The 18,245-nt window shown below is 48.2% G+C and carries 19 protein-coding genes; 11 read left to right on the forward strand and 8 right to left on the reverse strand.

Annotated elements, in window-relative coordinates; all coding sequences use genetic code 11:
• Positions 1 to 320 precede the first annotated feature (320 nt).
• The 3 genes from WCY20_RS13895 (at position 321) to WCY20_RS13905 (ending at position 1,740) form a co-directional block, all read left to right on the forward strand.
• Positions 321 to 1,013 carry a Bax inhibitor-1/YccA family protein gene (locus tag WCY20_RS13895; RefSeq protein ID WP_345975976.1) on the forward strand — a complete coding sequence of 231 codons (693 nt, stop codon included), beginning with the start codon at positions 321 to 323 and terminating at the stop codon, positions 1,011 to 1,013.
• Between the two features lie 105 nt (positions 1,014 to 1,118).
• A complete protein-coding gene (locus WCY20_RS13900) occupies positions 1,119 to 1,328 on the forward strand; it encodes a hypothetical protein (protein WP_345975977.1) in 210 nt (69 codons plus the stop codon).
• Between the two features lies 1 nt (position 1,329).
• A complete protein-coding gene (locus tag WCY20_RS13905; RefSeq protein WP_345975978.1) occupies positions 1,330 to 1,740 on the forward strand; it encodes a thiamine-phosphate pyrophosphorylase in 411 nt (136 codons plus the stop codon).
• Between the two features lie 8 nt (positions 1,741 to 1,748).
• Here WCY20_RS13905 and WCY20_RS13910 read toward each other — a convergent pair whose 3' ends face one another.
• From WCY20_RS13910 to WCY20_RS13925, 4 genes are all read right to left on the reverse strand, one after another.
• On the reverse strand, positions 1,749 to 2,444 hold the full coding sequence (locus WCY20_RS13910) for a methyltransferase domain-containing protein (RefSeq protein ID WP_345975979.1): 696 nt from the start codon (positions 2,442 to 2,444) through the stop codon (positions 1,749 to 1,751).
• Complete coding sequence (locus WCY20_RS13915) at positions 2,441 to 3,238, reverse strand: metal ABC transporter permease (RefSeq protein WP_345975980.1); 798 nt, start codon at positions 3,236 to 3,238, stop codon at positions 2,441 to 2,443. Before WCY20_RS13915 ends, WCY20_RS13910 begins: the two co-directional genes overlap by 4 nt.
• Before the next feature lie 325 nt (positions 3,239 to 3,563).
• Positions 3,564 to 4,325, reverse strand: coding sequence for a metal ABC transporter ATP-binding protein (locus WCY20_RS13920; RefSeq protein WP_345975981.1), 762 nt, complete (start codon positions 4,323 to 4,325; stop codon positions 3,564 to 3,566).
• Positions 4,322 to 5,254: a metal ABC transporter substrate-binding protein gene (locus WCY20_RS13925; protein ID WP_345975982.1), complete on the reverse strand. Its 933-nt coding sequence runs from the start codon at positions 5,252 to 5,254 to the stop codon at positions 4,322 to 4,324. The genes WCY20_RS13920 and WCY20_RS13925 overlap by 4 nt, the downstream gene beginning before the upstream one ends.
• 129 nt (positions 5,255 to 5,383) lie before the next feature.
• On the opposite strand from WCY20_RS13925, the gene secG reads away from it, so the two are divergent.
• The 5 genes from secG (at position 5,384) to WCY20_RS13950 (ending at position 8,437) form a co-directional block, all read left to right on the forward strand.
• On the forward strand, positions 5,384 to 5,710 hold the full coding sequence (gene secG / locus WCY20_RS13930; RefSeq protein WP_345975983.1) for a preprotein translocase subunit SecG: 327 nt from the start codon (positions 5,384 to 5,386) through the stop codon (positions 5,708 to 5,710).
• 4 nt (positions 5,711 to 5,714) lie between these two features.
• A complete protein-coding gene (locus WCY20_RS13935) occupies positions 5,715 to 6,656 on the forward strand; it encodes a polysaccharide deacetylase family protein (protein WP_345975984.1) in 942 nt (313 codons plus the stop codon).
• Positions 6,657 to 6,702: 46 nt separating this feature from the next.
• Positions 6,703 to 7,224, forward strand: coding sequence for a ribosome recycling factor (gene frr, locus WCY20_RS13940; RefSeq protein WP_345975985.1), 522 nt, complete (start codon positions 6,703 to 6,705; stop codon positions 7,222 to 7,224).
• A gap of 103 nt (positions 7,225 to 7,327) precedes the next feature.
• Complete coding sequence (gene pyrE, locus WCY20_RS13945; protein WP_345975986.1) at positions 7,328 to 7,939, forward strand: orotate phosphoribosyltransferase; 612 nt, start codon at positions 7,328 to 7,330, stop codon at positions 7,937 to 7,939.
• 141 nt (positions 7,940 to 8,080) lie between these two features.
• Positions 8,081 to 8,437 carry a hypothetical protein gene (locus tag WCY20_RS13950; RefSeq protein ID WP_345975987.1) on the forward strand — a complete coding sequence of 119 codons (357 nt, stop codon included), beginning with the start codon at positions 8,081 to 8,083 and terminating at the stop codon, positions 8,435 to 8,437.
• A gap of 55 nt (positions 8,438 to 8,492) precedes the next feature.
• Here WCY20_RS13950 and WCY20_RS13955 read toward each other — a convergent pair whose 3' ends face one another.
• Complete coding sequence (locus tag WCY20_RS13955) at positions 8,493 to 10,106, reverse strand: cation:proton antiporter (protein WP_345975988.1); 1,614 nt, start codon at positions 10,104 to 10,106, stop codon at positions 8,493 to 8,495.
• Positions 10,107 to 10,227: 121 nt separating this feature from the next.
• Between WCY20_RS13955 and WCY20_RS13960 the strand changes: the two genes are divergently transcribed.
• Genes WCY20_RS13960 through WCY20_RS13970 form a run of 3 tightly spaced genes read left to right on the forward strand, consistent with a single transcriptional unit; the run spans position 10,228 to position 13,656 of the window.
• Positions 10,228 to 11,856, forward strand: coding sequence for a CTP synthase (locus WCY20_RS13960; protein ID WP_345975989.1), 1,629 nt, complete (start codon positions 10,228 to 10,230; stop codon positions 11,854 to 11,856).
• Positions 11,840 to 13,447: a single-stranded-DNA-specific exonuclease RecJ gene (recJ, locus tag WCY20_RS13965; protein ID WP_345975990.1), complete on the forward strand. Its 1,608-nt coding sequence runs from the start codon at positions 11,840 to 11,842 to the stop codon at positions 13,445 to 13,447. Before WCY20_RS13960 ends, recJ begins: the two co-directional genes overlap by 17 nt.
• Positions 13,444 to 13,656, forward strand: coding sequence for a hypothetical protein (locus WCY20_RS13970; protein ID WP_345975991.1), 213 nt, complete (start codon positions 13,444 to 13,446; stop codon positions 13,654 to 13,656). Before recJ ends, WCY20_RS13970 begins: the two co-directional genes overlap by 4 nt.
• 21 nt (positions 13,657 to 13,677) lie before the next feature.
• Here WCY20_RS13970 and WCY20_RS13975 read toward each other — a convergent pair whose 3' ends face one another.
• The 3 genes from WCY20_RS13975 to WCY20_RS13985 form a co-directional block, all read right to left on the reverse strand.
• The gene (locus WCY20_RS13975) at positions 13,678 to 14,778 is read right to left on the reverse strand and encodes a YeiH family protein (RefSeq protein ID WP_345975992.1); all 1,101 of its coding nucleotides are present in this window, start codon (positions 14,776 to 14,778) and stop codon (positions 13,678 to 13,680) included.
• A 77-nt stretch (positions 14,779 to 14,855) separates the two neighbouring features.
• Positions 14,856 to 16,022: a PilT/PilU family type 4a pilus ATPase gene (locus tag WCY20_RS13980; protein WP_345975993.1), complete on the reverse strand. Its 1,167-nt coding sequence runs from the start codon at positions 16,020 to 16,022 to the stop codon at positions 14,856 to 14,858.
• 102 nt (positions 16,023 to 16,124) lie between these two features.
• Positions 16,125 to 18,239, reverse strand: a complete 2,115-nt coding sequence (locus WCY20_RS13985; RefSeq protein ID WP_345975994.1) for an RNase J family beta-CASP ribonuclease — start codon at positions 18,237 to 18,239, stop codon at positions 16,125 to 16,127.
• Positions 18,240 to 18,245: the final 6 nt, after the last annotated feature.

An 18,245-nucleotide genomic window follows, 5' to 3' on the forward strand; every position in this document is an offset into this window, starting at 1 on the left:
TCTTTCTCGTCTCTCTTTCAAGCGACTCATCGTTTGTGGACGGGAATTATAGACAAATCAAAACCCTATGTCAAGAGCTTTTCGCGCGAATTGTCAAATTTCTTGAAATTTGTAAAATATGTGCGTTTTATCGTAATACTGTGTTTCTTTATGTTGGAATTAATGCGCCGGTTAAATCCTCTTATATACATTACTTGTAAATAATCAGATCTATTATGAAACACCAAGCCATTATATTTACCATTTATTGTAAAAAATGCTGTATAGTGCTGAATGAAATCAAGGCCTGTATTACAGGTTCTATATATAAGGATAATTAAATGGGTCTATATGATCGTGATTATGCTAGAGAAGACTTAAGCAGTTATTCTCAGCGTTCTGAAGCAAAGATCGTCTCTTTTGTTAAAGAGACATACAAACTTTTTGCTGCCTCGCTAATGGCGGGTGCTGTTGGTGCTTATGTCGGTATCCCTATGGCGGGTGCTATCCACTCCTGGTTTATTCCACTGATGATCCTTGAGTTCGCACTTCTCTTTGGTCTTTTTGCCGTTAAACGCAAACCAGGGATCAACCTTGCCGTTATGTTCAGTTTCGTCTTCATGACAGGCCTTATGCTTGCTCCGCTACTTTCCTATACACTCGGCCTCTCCGGTGGTGCGAGTATTGTAGGTAATGCTTTTGCAATGACCTCTGTCATTGTTGCAGCGATGAGCTTTTTTGCCATCAAGACGAAAGCGGACGTCACAAGCTACGGCAAACCGCTGATGATCGCTCTTTTTGTTGTCATCGGCTTCTCTATCGTCAACATTTTCCTCGGCAATCCGATGCTGAGCGTGATCATCTCTGCCGCCGTCGTTTTCCTGTTCAGCATTTTGGTCGTTTATGACACGCAGAACATTATGAACGGTGCTTATGAGACACCGATCGATGGTGCTATCGCTCTTTATCTTGATTTTTTAAATATCTTCACGGCGCTTCTACAGCTGCTGGGTATTTTTGGAAACGAAGACTAACTTCTTTCAAGAGAGCTTTCCGCTCTCTTTCTCTCATTACGACCACTTTCCCCTTAACCGTTCAGTTTATGTTAAAATTTCAATACAAACTTCTAAAGGAACAATATGTCCCGTGCCAATAACTCCAGCGTCGAAATGGACAACGGTCTCAAGATCGCGTTTAAAGCCCGTACCAAAAAGAACAATTTCGGCACTGCCGTCGAATTAAATCTATCGAAAGAGGCCGGCAAGCGTAAAGAGGCCGATGCCAAACAAAAAGCGAAGGCAAAAGCCAAAGCCAAAATGGCCAAAAAATCCAGACGCAAAAACAAATAAGATGTCCGGCTCTTTTGATCCTTCACTCTACCGCGTCATCGACGCCAATCTCAACCGCCTCAAAGAGGGGATCCGTGTCATTGAGGATATTGCCCGATACGTATATAATGACAAAGAACTGGCATCGAAACTAAAAGAGCTTCGCCACCGGAGTCGGATCGATGATCTTCAGAATCTATTGAACTCCCGCGACAGCGTCAACGATGTCCTGCGCCCGACCGTTTCGAGCGAAATGAACCGAGACTCTCTTGAGAGCATCATCATCGCCAACTATAAACGGGCACAGGAGTCGTCAAGAGTGCTGGAGGAGATGTACAAGATCATTGAGCCTGAGCTCTCCGAAAACTTCAAATCACTTCGCTACGCCCTCTACCAGCTCGAAAAAGAGAATCTTACCACGTCCGACAGCTGACCACCCCGTTATGTCTGAATGAAGACCACTTCAAACTCCAGATAATCAAGCGGGTACTCCTCCATCAGTTTTTTCATCTCTTTGTACCCAAGCAGGTTTCTGTTGCCGCTGACGCCGCTGCGTTTGATGTAACGGAACATCTCGCGAACCGAATCGAATGCAAGCTGGTAACGCACGATCTCTATATCACCGTTAAAATAGCGTTTAGCCAGTGACTCCACCTCTTCACTGCTTCGCAGCAGCGGGGCTACACCTGCTGCCTCAAAAAGCGTTTTAAAGGTACTGCCGCTGAAGATCGCCAGGGAGACAGGTTTTTTCAGGGATGCGATATGCCTGAAGACCCTCTCCAGATCCGCTGCCCACTGCAGCGCCGAAGCGGAGAAGATACGGTCAAAATCGATATGTGAGAGGTGTTCAAACAGGTCATCATCATTGAAATCGCCGTAAATGCACTCGAGCTGACCGACATTATCGCCCTCTTTCGGATGCAGTTCAAGCATTCTCGGAGCAAAATCCACGCCGACAAAGTGCTCCACCTTCCAATCGATCGCATTGAAGAGCGCCCCTTTGCCGCAGCCGAGATCCAGTATCTTTTTTGGCTTCTCTTTCAAATCAGCAAGAAGTTTTCGGACAACCTTCTCCTGAATGATGTTGTAGTTTCCATACTGATCAGCATATCTGGAGAACTCGTTCTGCACTTTCATCGGCGATTAACGACCAGGGAGAAGATAAAGATAAAGAGGAGCGTCAGGACGATGGTCGCACCGCTCGGGAGCGAAAAGAAGTAGGAGCTGCTCATCCCTACGATCACAGCCAACAGGGAAAAAAGCAGCGCCAAGGCCATTGTCTGCGCAAATCCCTGCCTGAAACGAAGCGCGGCCACCGTCGGAATAACCATCATGGCACCGATCAGCAATGTGCCGACAATCCGGATCGATAGTGCGATGATGATCGCCACAATAGAGACCAGCAGGAAGTTCAACAGTTCTACTTTGATGCCGCTGGTTCGTGCCACCTCTTCGTCATAAGCGATAAAATAGAGCTCTTTATAAAAAAAGCCCAGCAAGGTCAGCGCTGCGACACCGAAAAGGGCCATAATGATCAGATCCTCCTTCGTAACAGAGAGGATGGAACCGAAAAGATAGGAAAAAAGGGAACTGTTAAAAGCCCCTGCCAGGGAGACGATGATCACAGCCAGGGCCAGAGAGCCCGAGAGCATGATGGCCAGAACCGAGTCGGAGTAGAGATGAAAATGGCTTCGCAGGTACTCGATGGCCCATGCGCTCAATAACGCTGCCGCAACAGCGATCCAAAGCGGACTTGTCCCCGCGATCACACCGACAGCCACCCCGACAAGCGCCGAATGGGCGAGTGTCTCGGTAATCATCGAGTATCGGCGCAATACAATAAACGATCCACTGATAGCCGCAAGAACAGCGATAATGATCCCCGCCAGAAATGCACGGATCATAAAGTCGTAAGAGAGCATTTCAGTCATTGCATTCCTTCCATTTTCTACCTATCAATTTTACTCTGCGAACAGCGTGCGTTCAGCACCCTCTTCTTGAGATATCATTTCAGTCATTGCATTCCTTCCATTTTCTACCTATCAATTTTACTCTGCGAACAGCGTGCGTTCAGCACCCTCTTCTTGAGATATCATTTCAGTCATTGCATTCCTTCCATTTTCTACCTATCAATTTTACTCTGCGAACAGCGTGCGTTCAGCACCCTCTTCTTGAGATATCATTTCAGTCATTGCATTCCTTCCATTTCCTACCTATCAATTTTACTCTGTGAACAGCGTGCGTTCAGCACTCTTTTTAGTGATGATGGTGGTTATGGATCAGATGGGCATCGATACCGTAGAGTTTGCTCATATCTTCACAGCTGATCGCCTCTTTGGGATTATTACACGTCAACAGCGTCTGATTGATGGTAAAGAGACGTCCGATATCATCAACGATAACACCGATATCGTGCGTGATGAATATGATCGTCATGTTTTCCTGCCGGTTCAACTCGCGAAGAAGTTTATAGAAACGCTGCTGTGACACCACGTCAACGCCGGTGTTCGGTTCGTCTAGGATCAGAACTTCCGGTTTTGAAGCAAGGGCTCTGGCGATCATAACCCTTTGTCGCTGACCGCCGGAGAGCTCGCCGATGAGCTTGTCTTGAATGTCAAGGACATCCATCTTGACCATGGCCTCGTGAACCGCTACTTTATCTTCCGGACGCATACGCTTAAAGAGACCCTGCTTCGAAATACAGCCCATCTTAACCACTTCCAACACCGTTGCCGGAAAGTTTTGGTCCAGTTGCGCAGCACGCTGCGGGACATAACCTATTTTGTCCCAACGCTTAAAGCGCCCCAAGTCTTGTCCGAACAGTTTAATCTCACCTTGCGTAGGCGTCTCCAGCCCGAGTAGCAGACGGATCAGGGTCGTTTTTCCGCCGCCGTTTGGTCCGATGATCGCACAATAATCTCCGGGCAGCACACTTAACGCAATATTTTGCAGGATCTTCTGTCCATTCGCTTGATAAAAAAGGTTTTTTACCTCAAAGACCGGCGGCGTAAACTTCATTCACATTCCATTGCACGGGCAAGCTTCTCAAGGTTGCTCTGCATCCCTTCAACATAGCTCATCTGCGCTTTTGCCTGCGATGCGGTGATGTTGGCCAGAGGCTCAAGGTAGTCGATCTCAATGCCGTTTTCGCTGGCCAGACTGTGCATCATCCTGTCGCTGACAAAAGCTTCGAAAAACAACACTTTGATCCCCTTCTCTTTAATGCTTTTGGAAAGATCTGCCATCGTCTGTGCATCCGCCAAAGCGTCCGGTGAAAGACCCGTAAGCGGTTCGACAGCAAAACCGTATCTTGCCGCGACATACCCAAGGATATTATGATGAAGGATCACCGAACGCACCTTGCACTGCTGAAGCCGCTTTGTATAGGCTGCATCCAGATCTGTCAACCCCTGAATATAGCTCTCTGCTCTTTTTTGATACAGGGCACTGTTTTGCGGATCGATCACCATTAACTCCGACATGACCTTTTTAGCAAGAAGTATCATATTATCGACATCCAGCCAATAATGGGGATCGACCGCGTTGTGGTGATGGTGATGATGTTCTTCGTCATCCGAAGCTTCTTCAGGCTCTATCAGATGGACATAACGGCTCATATCACGCAGGTTTTCACCTTGCGCCAGATTGGATACCCATGGTTCTAGATCCGCACCGCTGTAGAGGAAAAGCCTGCTTTTTTGGATTTCGATGATCGTTTTAGGGGTGGGCTCGAAACTGTGCACTTCCACACCGAAAGGAATGACCATCTCCACCTTTATATTATTGCCGCCGATATGCTTTACGATGTCATAAAGGGCGAAAGTACTCACAGTGATCTTAGGCAGATGTGAAGCCGGGTTCTTCTCTTTTTGCACCAAAAAAAGCACCGCTACAAACAGCGACAGAACAAGCACTAAAAAAGCAACTTTTTTCACATATTTTCCCATATAAAAGCCCTCAAGAGCTTTATTGATGTCTAATTATACCCTAGCACCCTGTGATATAGCGCCGCTCTAAAAACTGTTTTCAATTTTTTTCGCTATAATTCGCCAATTATTCTTTTAGAAGGTCTATCCATGACAGGCATTTTGCTTATATCTCAAATCGTTTTAGTTGTGATTATTACGATTGCAGTTTTACTACAGAAAAGTTCCAGCATCGGACTTGGCGCTTACAGCGGCTCAAATGAATCAGTTTTCGGGGCAAAAGGGCCAGGCAGCTTTTTAGCTAAAATGACTTTCTTCTTCGGTTTCCTATTTGTTGTCAATACGGTAACACTTGGCTACTTTTATGCGCAAGAGAGCACTGCTTCGGTTGTAGACAGCGTTGTTGAGACGACAGACGTTGCAGCACCTGCGGCACCGAAAGCCACTGCCCCAGCAGAATCAAACACTTCAAAATAGAGTAATGCGTAAGCTTTTTTTACTTACGCTTTTACCCCTCTATCTTTGGGCTGACGCCCACCTTTTTGTCTTTCACCGTTTCGGCGATGACAGACACCTCTCTACAAACACCTCTATTGAGACACTTCGCGCTGAATTCGAGTATCTGAAACAGAACAATTACGAAGTCATCACGCTCAAACGCCTCCACAATGCCTTGCAAAAAGGCGAAGAGATCAGCGACAGATGGGTCGTCCTGACCGTCGATGACAGTTTTAAAAGCTTTTATGAGAATGGTCTTCCTCTTTTCAAAGAGTACAACTATCCGTTTACACTTTTTGTCTATGTTCAGGGTACGGTGGGACATTACGGTGATTTTATGTCCTGGGACGAGATCAAAGAGAGCGCCAAATACGGGGAGATCGGATTTCACTCCTATGGCCACCCCCACCTTGTTTCTCTCAGCGATCAGGAGATCAGACAGGACACCGAAAAAGGGCTTGCGATTATGCAGAAGAAGCTTGGGTATAAACCAAAATACTATGCCTACCCTTATGGGGAATATGATGATCGTGTACGCCAAAACCTGAAACGCTTCGATTTTGATCTGATCATCAACCAAAACGCCGGCGCCGTTGACCGCCAAAGTGATCCGCATGATCTTGACCGGACGGCACTCACCGGTGCCAACACCCTCAAAGCCAAACTTCGCACCCGAACACTGCCGACAGAGTGGATATTTCCCAAAGCATGGCCAAAAGATGGTAAAATTTCGACTTTGGAAGCTACGCTCCCTGTAGAGGTAAAGAAAATAGAGTACTACGTCTCTGGCTACGGTTGGGAGGCCCTCCCTGTTCAAGAGGGCAAACTGGCCGCCCGGATAGACAAAAAGTTAAAGATGCGGCGCACGCGCATCTTTTTAAAAAACGGCAACCGCCAAAGCAGCATCATCTTAGTAAAACCATAAGGAGAAAACAGTGATAAACGAAATTCAGACAGAATGCGAAGCAAATATGGAAAGATCTATTGGGCACATGCGCAATAGCTTTAAGACACTACGTACAGGCAAGGTAATGGTATCGGTACTTGACGGTATCAAAGTCGATTACTACGGTACGCCGACAGCACTTGACCAGGTAGGGTCTGTCATCGCAACGGATGCGACGACGATTGTCGTCACACCATGGGAAAAACCGCTTGTAGCAGATATTGAAGCAGCGATCGCAAAAGCAAACATCGGTGTCAACCCAAACAGCGATGGTGAGAAGATCATCCTTAACTTTCCACCAATGACGGTCGAACAGCGCCAGGAATCTGTCAAGAAGATGAAAGGGATGGGCGAAGATGCCAAAGTCTCTGTCCGCAATGACCGCAGAAAAGCCAACGATGCGATCAAAAAGCTTGAAAAAGACAAAGAGATCACGGCAGACGAGTCAAAAGCAGGACAAGATGCTATTCAGAAGGTAACGGACAAATACATCGCACAGATCGACACAATTATAAAAGAGAAAGAAGCGGAAATCCTTAAAGTTTAAGGCGCTGCCTAAAAACGAAAAGAGTGAATCGTTCAGGAGTCAAGCGAGATGCTTCTCTGTCATCCTTCACCCTTTTCACTTCACTTTTTCCAAAGGAAAACAAATGGACGTTAAAAAAATATATATGGACGCTAACGCACTGCTGGAGGGGCACTTTAAACTCTCTTCAGGCAACCACTCGCAGTTTTATCTTCAATCTGCAAAGGTCTTGGAGGACCCTAAAAATGCCAAACTGTTAGCCGAAGCTGTTGCCGAACAGATCAAAGAGAGCGGTCTGGAAGTCGACACGGTCTGTGCGCCTGCACTGGGTGGCCTGATCGCCGGCTTTGCACTTGCCACTGCCCTCGACAAACGTTCTATTTTTGCTGAGCGCGTCGATGGCAAAATGACGATCCGTCGCGGTTTTGAAGTCGCCAAAGGCGAAAAAGTGATCATCTGCGAAGATATCATCACAACCGGCGGATCGGCTATGGAAGCGGCAGCAGCCATCGAAGCACTTGGCGGTGAAGTGGTCGGTTTTGCAGCCCTGGCAAACCGCGGTTTCTGCCATCGTCAGAACAGTGATGTGGCGCGTAAAAGCAATTGTAAACTGCCTCAGAACAGCCCTTTCTTTGCGCTTGAGGACTTTACTTTTGAGATGTACAATCCAGAAGATTGCCCGCTCTGTAAAGAGGGTAAAAGTGAAGCGATCAAACCCGGATCACGCGGGAATTAATCCATACCGTCGCCAAAGGAGCTTGTGCTCATTTGATGATGCCAACGCCAGGCTTGCGTTCACAGCAAGTTGTGCACCTTTGGTGCGCTTAAATCAACTATTAAACATGCAGAATATTTTTAGACGAAAAGGAAATTCATTATGAGCGATTTAGAACAACAGATTGATGCCATTGATACGGAAAATATCAATACAAGCAGTTTTAAACTTGATATGGCGCACCTTCAAAAGGTCCAGCGCACCATCCGTAAAGCGGGGAATATCTTCCCTAATGAAAAAGAGCTTGTCGCAACGCTTGAAGAGCAGGTCACGAAAGCCCAGGACGATGAGTCTCTTAACCTCTATTACAATATGGCCAACTATTTGAAACAGCGCCTGAAAGAGGTCTCCGTCCATCTGGAAACGCCTCAGCCGGCCATCAATCTTGCCATCACTGACCTCACATGGAGCATCAACTATCTTCAATGGCTTGTTTCTGAAAACAAAGAGGGCAAATAAACCCTACCTTATATTACTGCCGGGTCAAAGGCAGCAACGCTTTTAACACGCCCGCTCAGAGGGCGCAGTACATTGTCTTTTCAACCAGGATCCTGGCGACCTCTTCTTTCCCGTTGATCATGACACTGATCGGCATGCCCCGTAACATTCGCTTCTCTTCGGATGAGACCACTTTCACAATGATATTGACCGATTTTCCGTAGGGAGAGAGCGCTTCACAAATAAGCTGTTTCTTCTCCGGGTCATCCAGTGTCACAATGACAGCAGAGGCCTCTTCAATGTTAAGAGAGTGCAGAATAGCCGGCTTGGACATGTCCCCGTAATAGATCTCCTCACCCACTTTATGCGCTTTTCGTACCCGCGAATAGTTGTAGTCGACCACAACATGCTCGATCCCCTTTTTCTGCAACTGCCGGGCAACTTTCTGACCCACCTTGCCGTAACCGCAGACAATGATATGGTTCTTTCGCCCCTGCAGTGCGCTGAGATCACCCTCATCAATTTCACCCTCTTTATAGAGCATCTGCTGAAACCTGCGGCGGTTTGACAGCATGAACGGCGTAGCGATCATCGAAAGTACGACGACCAGTACAAGCAGTTGCGAAAGTTCAGGATCCAGCAGATGGTTGGCTGAGGCCAAGGCGAAGATTGCAAAGGAGAACTCCCCCACCTGCGCCAGCGTCACGGCTGTCTTAAAACCCGTTACCGATTTGGAGCCGAGCAGGATGACACCGTGAATCACGGCTCCTTTGAAGAATAGGATAGCGACAAACAGCCCGAATATCTCCATGAAATGTGCTGCGAAAAAAGCCAGATCGATCTTCATCCCGACGGTGACGAAAAAGACGCCCAGCAAAAGGTCCTTAAAGGGGGCGATGTCGGCTTCCACCTTATGCAGATACCGCGTCTCCGCAATGATCATCCCTGCGACAAAGGCCCCGAGCGAATAGGTGAACCCGGCATAATGCGCAAACAGCGATGCGCCTACAACGATGACCAGCACCGATCCCAAAAAAAGTTCCTCAAGTTTGCTGTCCGCCGAAAAGTGCAGCAGCCAGTTCATCACCCGTTTCCCGACAAAAAAAAGCAGCCCGATCACAGCAACAGCACTGGCAACTGTCTGCGCAAGAACCATTTTGAGATTATCCCCGTCGTTGGCAAGAAAACCGATCATGATCAAAATCGGAATCACCGCGATGTCCTGAAAGATCAAGATACCGGTAGCGCGGCGTCCGTAAGGTGCATAGATCCCTTTGTTCTGCTTCAAATAAGTCAACACGACCGCCGTCGATGACAGCGCCAATGCGGAGCCGATAATGAGCGATGACTTTACCCCGATGCCGAAAATGTAGTAGGCCGCCAGATAGAAGAGCAGGGCACTCAATCCAACCTGAAGCGCCCCGTTCAGAAAAACAAGCTTCTTCATCGACCGAAGCGTTCCCAGCGACATTTCCAATCCGATGGTAAACATCAAAAAGACGATTCCGAACTCACCGACCATCTCCAGTGTATGTGAATCTTTCATATCGTGAAGATCAAAGAGGTAGACGATAATCGTTCCGGTCATAATATAGCCGATGATCTGCGAAATCCCTAAGCGTTTTAAAATCAGATTCGCAACCACCGAAATGGCCAGAGCCACGATGACATAATTAAGCACATTATCCATATATTTTTCTTTCGGCTTTTTCATATTATACTGACTTATTCCGAGATTAGTTGTGCACAATTTTGAGATGCACATAAGGGCACCTTTGCTATAATCGCGAATTCTATAAAGGGGCTAAATAATGACAAAATATATCTTTGTAACCGGTGGGGTACTTAGTTCATTAGGTAAGGGGATCACGGCAGCCAGTGTCGGTACACTCCTCAAACACGCGGGCAAAGATGTAGGCATGCTCAAAATCGATCCCTATATCAATGTCGATCCCGGCACCATGAGCCCTCTCGAGCACGGGGAAGTCTTTGTGACAAAAGACGGTGCTGAAACCGACCTCGACATCGGGAACTATGAACGTTTTCTCGATACCTCCTATCTAAAGACCAGCAACTTTACGACAGGGCAGGTCTACTCTTCCGTCATTGAGAGAGAACGTTCAGGCGGTTATCTAGGCCAGACCATACAGGTTGTCCCCCATATCGTCGGCGAGATCGTAGACCGTATTAAAAAAGCGGGTGAAGGGCATGACATTCTTGTTGTGGAGCTTGGCGGTACCGTCGGCGATATCGAAGGGCTTCCGTATATGGAAGCGATCCGTCAGATGAAACATGATGAGGAGGTCGCAGGCACCTTCTTTATCCACGTGACGCTTATCCCTTTTATTAAGGCAGCCGGTGAATACAAGTCCAAACCGACGCAACATTCGGTGCAGGAACTTCGCCGTATCGGGATCACACCGCAGATGATCATCGCCAGAAGCGAAAACGATCTTCCGAAATCGTTTAAAAAGAAACTCGCGCTATCCTGTGACGTCAACCAGGACAGCGTTATACTGGCCCTCGATGCACCGACGGTCTACGCTGTACCGATCAGCTTTATGCAGCAGAACATCCTGGCCCCGATTGCCAAGGAGCTTGAACTCGGAGAGCTTGTACCAAACATGGAGCAGTGGGATTCACTTGTCAAAAAGATCGTCTCGCCGACCAAACGCACGGTTGTCGGTTTTGTCGGTAAATATCTTGAACTCAAAGAGTCCTACAAATCACTGATCGAAGCGCTTATCCACTCCGGTGCCCACCTGGACAGCAAAGTTGAAATCTGCTGGGTAGACAGTGAGAAGATCGAAGAGACCGGCGCCGAATCGCTGCTCAGCGACTGTGATTCTATCCTGGTCGCCGGCGGCTTCGGCAACCGCGGCGTCGAAGGCAAGATCCAGGCAATCGAATATGCACGCGTCAACAAGATCCCTTACCTCGGTATCTGTCTTGGCATGCAGCTGACTCTGGTCGAATATGCCCGCAATGTGCTTGGTCTTGCCGATGCGAACTCGGTCGAGTTTAATCCGGAGACGACCAATCCGATGATCTATCTGATCGATGAGTTTATCAATCAGTCAGGCGACAAAGAGCTTCGTACCCACACTTCGCCGATGGGTGGAACCCTTCGTCTGGGTGAATACCCTTGTGAGACAAAGGAAGATTCGATCATCCGTAACGCGTATCACGGCGAAAAACTCATTTTCGAGCGTCACCGCCACCGTTATGAAGCGAATCCGGCCTACAGAGAGCAGCTGGAGCAAGCGGGAATGGTAGTGACTGGAGAGTCCAACGGTCTTATCGAGACGGTTGAGATACCGGCACACCCGTGGTTCCTTGGTGTCCAGTTTCACCCGGAGTTCACCTCCCGTCTTCAAACCCCGAACCCTTCGATCCTAGCCTTTGTTAAAGCCTCACTGGAAAATGCAGAGCGCGCCTAAAGTCCCCAGACTCGACTTGGAGTCGCTTAAACGGAAACTTGACGAGCGCTTCTCTGACGGTTTTTCCAAACTTTCCGATATTCCGGACCCCGCCCTTTTGCTCAATGCACCCAAAGCGGCTCAGCGCATTGCCGATGCGATCCGCAGTAAAGAGCGTATCACCCTGGTCGGCGACTACGATGTCGACGGTGTGACCGCGACGGCGCTGACAACCCTTTTTTTCAAAGAACTTGGCTATCCCCTTGATGTTATCATTCCCAACCGTTTTACGGACGGTTACGGGGTCTCTCCTTCGGTATTGGAAAGGGTTGATGCCGATCTGATCTTTACGGTCGACAACGGTATCAATGCCTTTGCTGCCGCAGAGGTGTGCAAAGAGCGCGGTATCGACCTTATCATTACCGACCACCACACACCGTCCGACACACTGCCCGATGTTTATACGATTGTCGATCCGAAACTCTCCGATGACACCTACCCTTTCAAAGAGATCTGTGGGGCACAGGTGGCATGGCTCGTACTTGTCCTGGTCAAAAAAGAGCTCTCTCTGGCGATCAATATGGGCCAATTCCTTCCGCTGCTCGCACTGGCCGTTGTCGCTGATGTCATGCCGCTTATCGGCATCAACCGCGCCATTGTCCAGCACGGGTTAAACCAGATGATGACAAGCGCCCTGCCCGCATTTACGATCATCAGAGAATTTCTCAATAAATCCTCTCTCAGTGCGGAAGATATCGGTTTTCAGATCGCCCCCCGCATAAATTCTGCCGGACGTCTGGAAGATGCCTCGATCGCACTGAAGTTTTTAACGGCCGAAACCCCTGAGCGCGCTTTCAAACAGTTTGAACTGCTCAATCAGCTCAATGATCTCCGCAAAGCGATCGAAGCCGATGTGACCGAAGAGGCGATCGGACAAGTCGCTAAAGGCGATAACGTTCTGGTCGTTGCGGGGGAGGAATGGAACGAGGGTGTTGTCGGTATCGTCGCTTCACGCCTGGTCCACCGTTTTGGACGCCCCGCGATCGTTTTAAGCATTTCGGAAGGACGGGCAAAGGGGAGTGCCCGCAGCATAGGAAGCGTCAGTATCTATGAACTTATAAAGTCTCAAGAGGCCCTGCTGACAGGCTTCGGCGGACATATGATGGCCGCAGGACTCGCTATGCCTGCGGAGCATATAGCTGCCTTCAAAGAGGGCATCAATGCCACAGCATCCAAAATAGACGAAAAGGACTATGTACCGCAGGAAGAGCTTATCGGTGAGCTCTCGCCTTATGCGATCAACCATAATCTTCTGCAGCTTCTTGATGCCTACGAACCTTTCGGCGAAGCCAATCCCCGTCCCCGTTTTCTGGCGAACGAAGCTTACATCGTCAGTGTAAACTATATGGGCAAAGAGCGGGACCACAGCCGTATCGGTATTCAGCTTGAAGGGGGTGTTGATCGGCATGATCTCATTGCCTTCAAGCAGCGATACCAGATGCCGGCACACCGCAGGATCTCCTGCAGCTATACCATCAGCAAAAATGAGTGGAATGGCAAGGTCTCTCTACAGCTGATGCTGGATAAGCTGTATGATGGAGTATCAGAATGAAAAAAGAGCTGTTGATCTATCTTCTTACCGTTGTGGTTTCTGCTCTGATAATGCACCCGGACCTGCTCTCAACACCGTTGATACGATTCGATACGATGGCTAACCGCGCAAACTACTATCATCCCTTTCTCTTTGGATTGGGTGTCTATCTGATGATCGGGATAGTCCGCCTGATTGTTGTCGGACTCAAGAAGATTATGAAGAGATGACCGGGCAAACGCCCGGCAGTATTAAAAGGTGGCGACCACCCACTGTGTGATGAAGAAACCGCCGACAACAAGCCACAGGAACATACCCCCAGCCGTATAGATCGGCGCAAGACCCAAACCTTTGAACTTTGCGAAACGGGTTCCCATTCCCAATGCCGTCATCGCCATTGTCAACAAGAAGGTATCGACAACATTGATATTATCGATCACGTTTTTGATCATCATAGCCGTATCTTCCGGTGCACTCAACGTATACCCGTGGATCAGTGAGTTCACCCCGGCCATACCGATAAAATAGACTGCAAACCACGGAATGACAAGTTTGAGCTTCCCTGTCTCACCGCCGGTGCGTTTAGCCGCATAACTCAAAAAGAGCCCCAAAACGATCAGCATCGGTGCGATCATAATGACCCTTGTCATCTTTACAATGACGGCTGTGTTTGCCATGCTCTGCTCCGCTCCGGGAACCGATGCCGGTACGGCAACGACCTGTGCTACCTCATGGATCGTTCCGCCCACATAGATACCGAACGTTGACGGACTCATGTGCAGAATGCCGGTTGCCGGCTCAATGATCACGGAATAAAGGACCGGATACAAAAACATCGAAATCGTACCGAAAAGGACCACCATCGAGACGGCGATCGCTGTTTTATGCTCTTCGGCCTTAAGGACAGGCTCCGTTGCCAAAACGGCTGCAGCACCACATACAGAAGCACCCGAAGCATTCAAAATCGAAGTGTCACGGTCCATCTTGAAGATCTTCTGTCCCAGCCATATCCCGATGATCATCGTTGACGAAAGCATTAAAAGTGAGACCATGAAACCCTGGATCCCTACCTCTGCGATCTGCTGAAAGGTAATTCGAAACCCGTAAAACACAATCGCAAAACGGAGAATCTTCTTACCTGAAAAAACGATACCCGATTCCCATGCACTCGGAAAGTGGTTGTGAAGCGTATTCGCATAAAAAATACCGATCACGATCCCTACGACCAGCGGCGAAATCCCTAAACTTTGTACGGGTGCCAATTCGGCAATATAGGTTGCCGCAGCAGCCACCAAGGCGACAAAAATGATACCGTTGATCGTACCGCCACGTTTCTCTTTCGTAAATGGCATACCTATCCTTTAAATTTTTTTCATATTATAAGATAATTATAGTTGATCTATGAAATCAAATAAAGATTTTATAATATTCAGTTTTTCTTGTTATCTTCTTCATCGCCTTTTATCATCACGGCATCATCCAAAGAGCCGGCACCGATCTTTTTCTGATACTCGACACTTGTTGTAAACATCAGGCGCAGATTGGTAGGGTGTGTCGCGTTTATGTAAGCCGTCTCTTCGCTTATCTTCCCTTCCAGTGTTAAATAAAACAGTGAATTGTCCATAGGTATGGAACCGAAACTGTTGTGATCAGTCGTCATTGCATCTAAAAGCTCTGCCTCGCGCGAAGAAGCAATCAATTGCTGTGTGCGCGAACTTTTAAACATCAGCTCTACCGCTGGGATAAGGTTATCCTTAACATCGCGCAGCATACGCTGCGATATCACCACTTCAAGGTTTTCAGCCAGATCCATACGCACACGCTCCTGCTCTTCTTTCGGAAAGATTGCTAAAAGTCGGTCTATCGTCTCTTTAGCATCCAGAGTATGCAGGGTGGTAAAGACAAGGTGGCCGGTATTAACCGCCTGCAGGACATTTCTGGCTGTTTCCAGATCACGAAGTTCCCCGACAATAATGATATCCGGATCCTCACGCAGCGCGGAACGCAATGCTGTACCAAAATCAGCAGCATGCTGTCCGATACTTCGCTGTTCAATAACACATTTGTCGTCATCATACACATATTCTATAGGATCTTCAATCGTAATGACATGCCGATGACTCTGTCGGTTAATATCTTCTACGATCGAAGCGAGTGTCGTTGACTTGCCGCATCCTGTTGTCCCGGTGACCAGGACAAGTCCCCGCTGTAGTTGAGATATGCGAGAAAGTGCACTTGGAAGATTCAGCTGTTCAAACGATTTGATCTGATGCGGGATCAATCGTAAAACGATCGCAATCCCTTTAAGCTGATAATAGAGGTTGACCCGGAAACGGTGCTTTTCGTCCAGTATGTAGATAGTATCGTAGGCATAATCCCGTTTAAACTTATCCATATCTTTATCTAGAAGGTACTCAACAATACGGTCAACGTCGTCACTGCTGACTGATTCGATGCCAAGAGGTATGATTGAGCCCTTTATACGGGCACGGATAACACTGTTACTTTTAATGTGAAGATCGGTTCCCTCTTTTTCTATCAACTTTTCCAAATATCTATTGAAAATTTCGATCGCATCATCACTGTTTATCTGCATTGGAAAATCCTTCATCCGATTTATTATTGTATTCATTATAACAAAAGAGGTGCAAAAAGAAGGTGTAAAGGAGGGCACCTGTAGTGCCCGGGAAAGAGGGGTTTAGCTTACAAAGACGTTTGGAACGATAAGCGGATATTTTTTCATTTTACGGTAGATATGTTTACGCACCACGGCGCGCAGATCATTTTCCATCGCTTTCGCATTTTCGATAAGGCCAGGTTTGAGATTGACCAGGAAGTGTTCGAGTACATCCTCCATTTCCTGAGCAAAAGCTTTATCCTGCTTATCCGGTACAATACCAAAACTGGTGACACGAGGTTTGGAGATCAGTCGAGAGTCAGATTGTGAGACCTGTGCAATGATCATGACCATACCGTCGCTTGCCATCTTCTGACGATCGACAACAACATCATCAGCGATCATATGGTTGTTTTGGTTGTCGATATAGGTCTTGCCTGATTTGACTGTTTTTGCTTTGCGCATATATTTCGGTGTCACTTCGATCGTATCACCGTCACCCATCAGCAGGATATTGCGCTCAGGTATGCCACACTGCATTGCCGTCTCTTTATGGCGCATTACGTGGTTGTACTCACCGTGGATCGGCATAAAGAACTTTGGCTGGACCAGGCGAAGAAGCAGCTTCTGCTCTTCGATGCTGGCATGACCGGAAACGTGAAGGTCACGGTCGCGGGCGATACGTGCACCTGCTTTTTCCAAGTGGTTCATCATCTGAGAAATACCGCCTTCATTACCCGGAATCGCACGTGAAGAGAGGATCACCAGGTCTGTCGGCTTGATCTTGATATGACGGTGCTCGCCGATCGCCGTTCTAAAGAGTGCCGAGTTCTCTTCACCCTGTGAACCTGTTGTAATGATAAGGACTTCTTTGTCATTCATGCGGCTGACATCATCCGCATCAACAAAGATGTTTTTCGGGAACTCGAGATATTTGTACTGCATCGCCACTTCAAGGTTGCGCTCCATAGAGCGTCCGATAACACAGACCTTTCGGCCGTATTTGATACCGTACTGGATCGCCTGCTGAAGACGGTGGATGTTCGAACTAAACGTTGAAAGGATAATACGTCCCTCCGCTTTTGCGAAGACACGGTCAAGCGCCGGTGCAACAGAAAGCTCACTCGGTGTTATCTCTTTGTTATACGAGTTAGTCGAGTCTGATAACAGACACAGAACACCCTTCTCGCCATAATAGGCATAACGGTGAAGATCGGTCGTATAGCCGTCTATCGGCGTATGGTCGATCTTGAAGTCACCTGTATGGATGACCGTACCGGCAGCCGTCGTGATCGCTACCGATGATGAGTCGATGATGGAGTGGGTAATGTGCATCCACTCGATCTCGAAATCGTTTCCTATCTTGTAGACCTTGCGTTTTTCGATCGGTCTGAAGAAACGGCGGGCATCTTTGAGGTTGTGCTCATCAAATTTATTGCCGATCATCGCAAGCGGCATCGCTGTTCCGTAAATAGGGAACTGCATCTCTTTGAAAAGGTATGGTACGGCACCGATATGGTCCTCGTGTGCGTGGGTGATGATGACAGCGACGATCTTGTTCTTAATCTCTCTGACATAAGAAAAGTCAGGGACCAGGATATCGACACCGTGCATCGTCTCATCCGGGAAACTCATCCCGACATCGATCAGTATCGCTTCGTTGTCCGTCTCCATCACCATCATGTTTCCGCCGATCTCACCGAGACCGCCAAGCGGTGTAATACGTACTTTGGCAGTCGCATTGAGGTCGAGCTTGTTGTGCGGGTTCAGACGCTCGCGTTGTACCTCTTGGTTGCGCATCGCACAATCGAGAAGAGCCTGATCCGTAGGAGCAGGTGCATGGCGGCGGCGGTTGCGGTTTTTATTGCCGCCGCTGCTGCTACTGCCCTGACGGTTTTGGGCACTTCCGCCCTGACGGTTTTGATTTGGGCGATTGCCCTTGCTGCGGTTTGGACGGTTGCGGTTGCGACTCTGATCGCTGTTGCCATCCACCTCTTTTGCAGCCGGCTTGCGGTTGCCGTCAACCTCTTTTTCAGGTGCAACGCGATTACCGTCTACTGCTTTCGGCTCACGTGGCTGACGGTTCCCGCTGCGGCTGCGGTTACGGTTTGGGTTATTACGCGGACGATTAGGACGAGTACTTCTTTTCTCGCCTTGTTCTTCGCTCTTTGGAGCGTTGTTTTGTGAATCTGACATTTTTAT

Source organism: Sulfurimonas sp. HSL3-7 (assembly GCF_039645985.1).
Classification (GTDB): Bacteria; Campylobacterota; Campylobacteria; order Campylobacterales; family Sulfurimonadaceae; genus Sulfonitrofixus; species Sulfonitrofixus jiaomeiensis.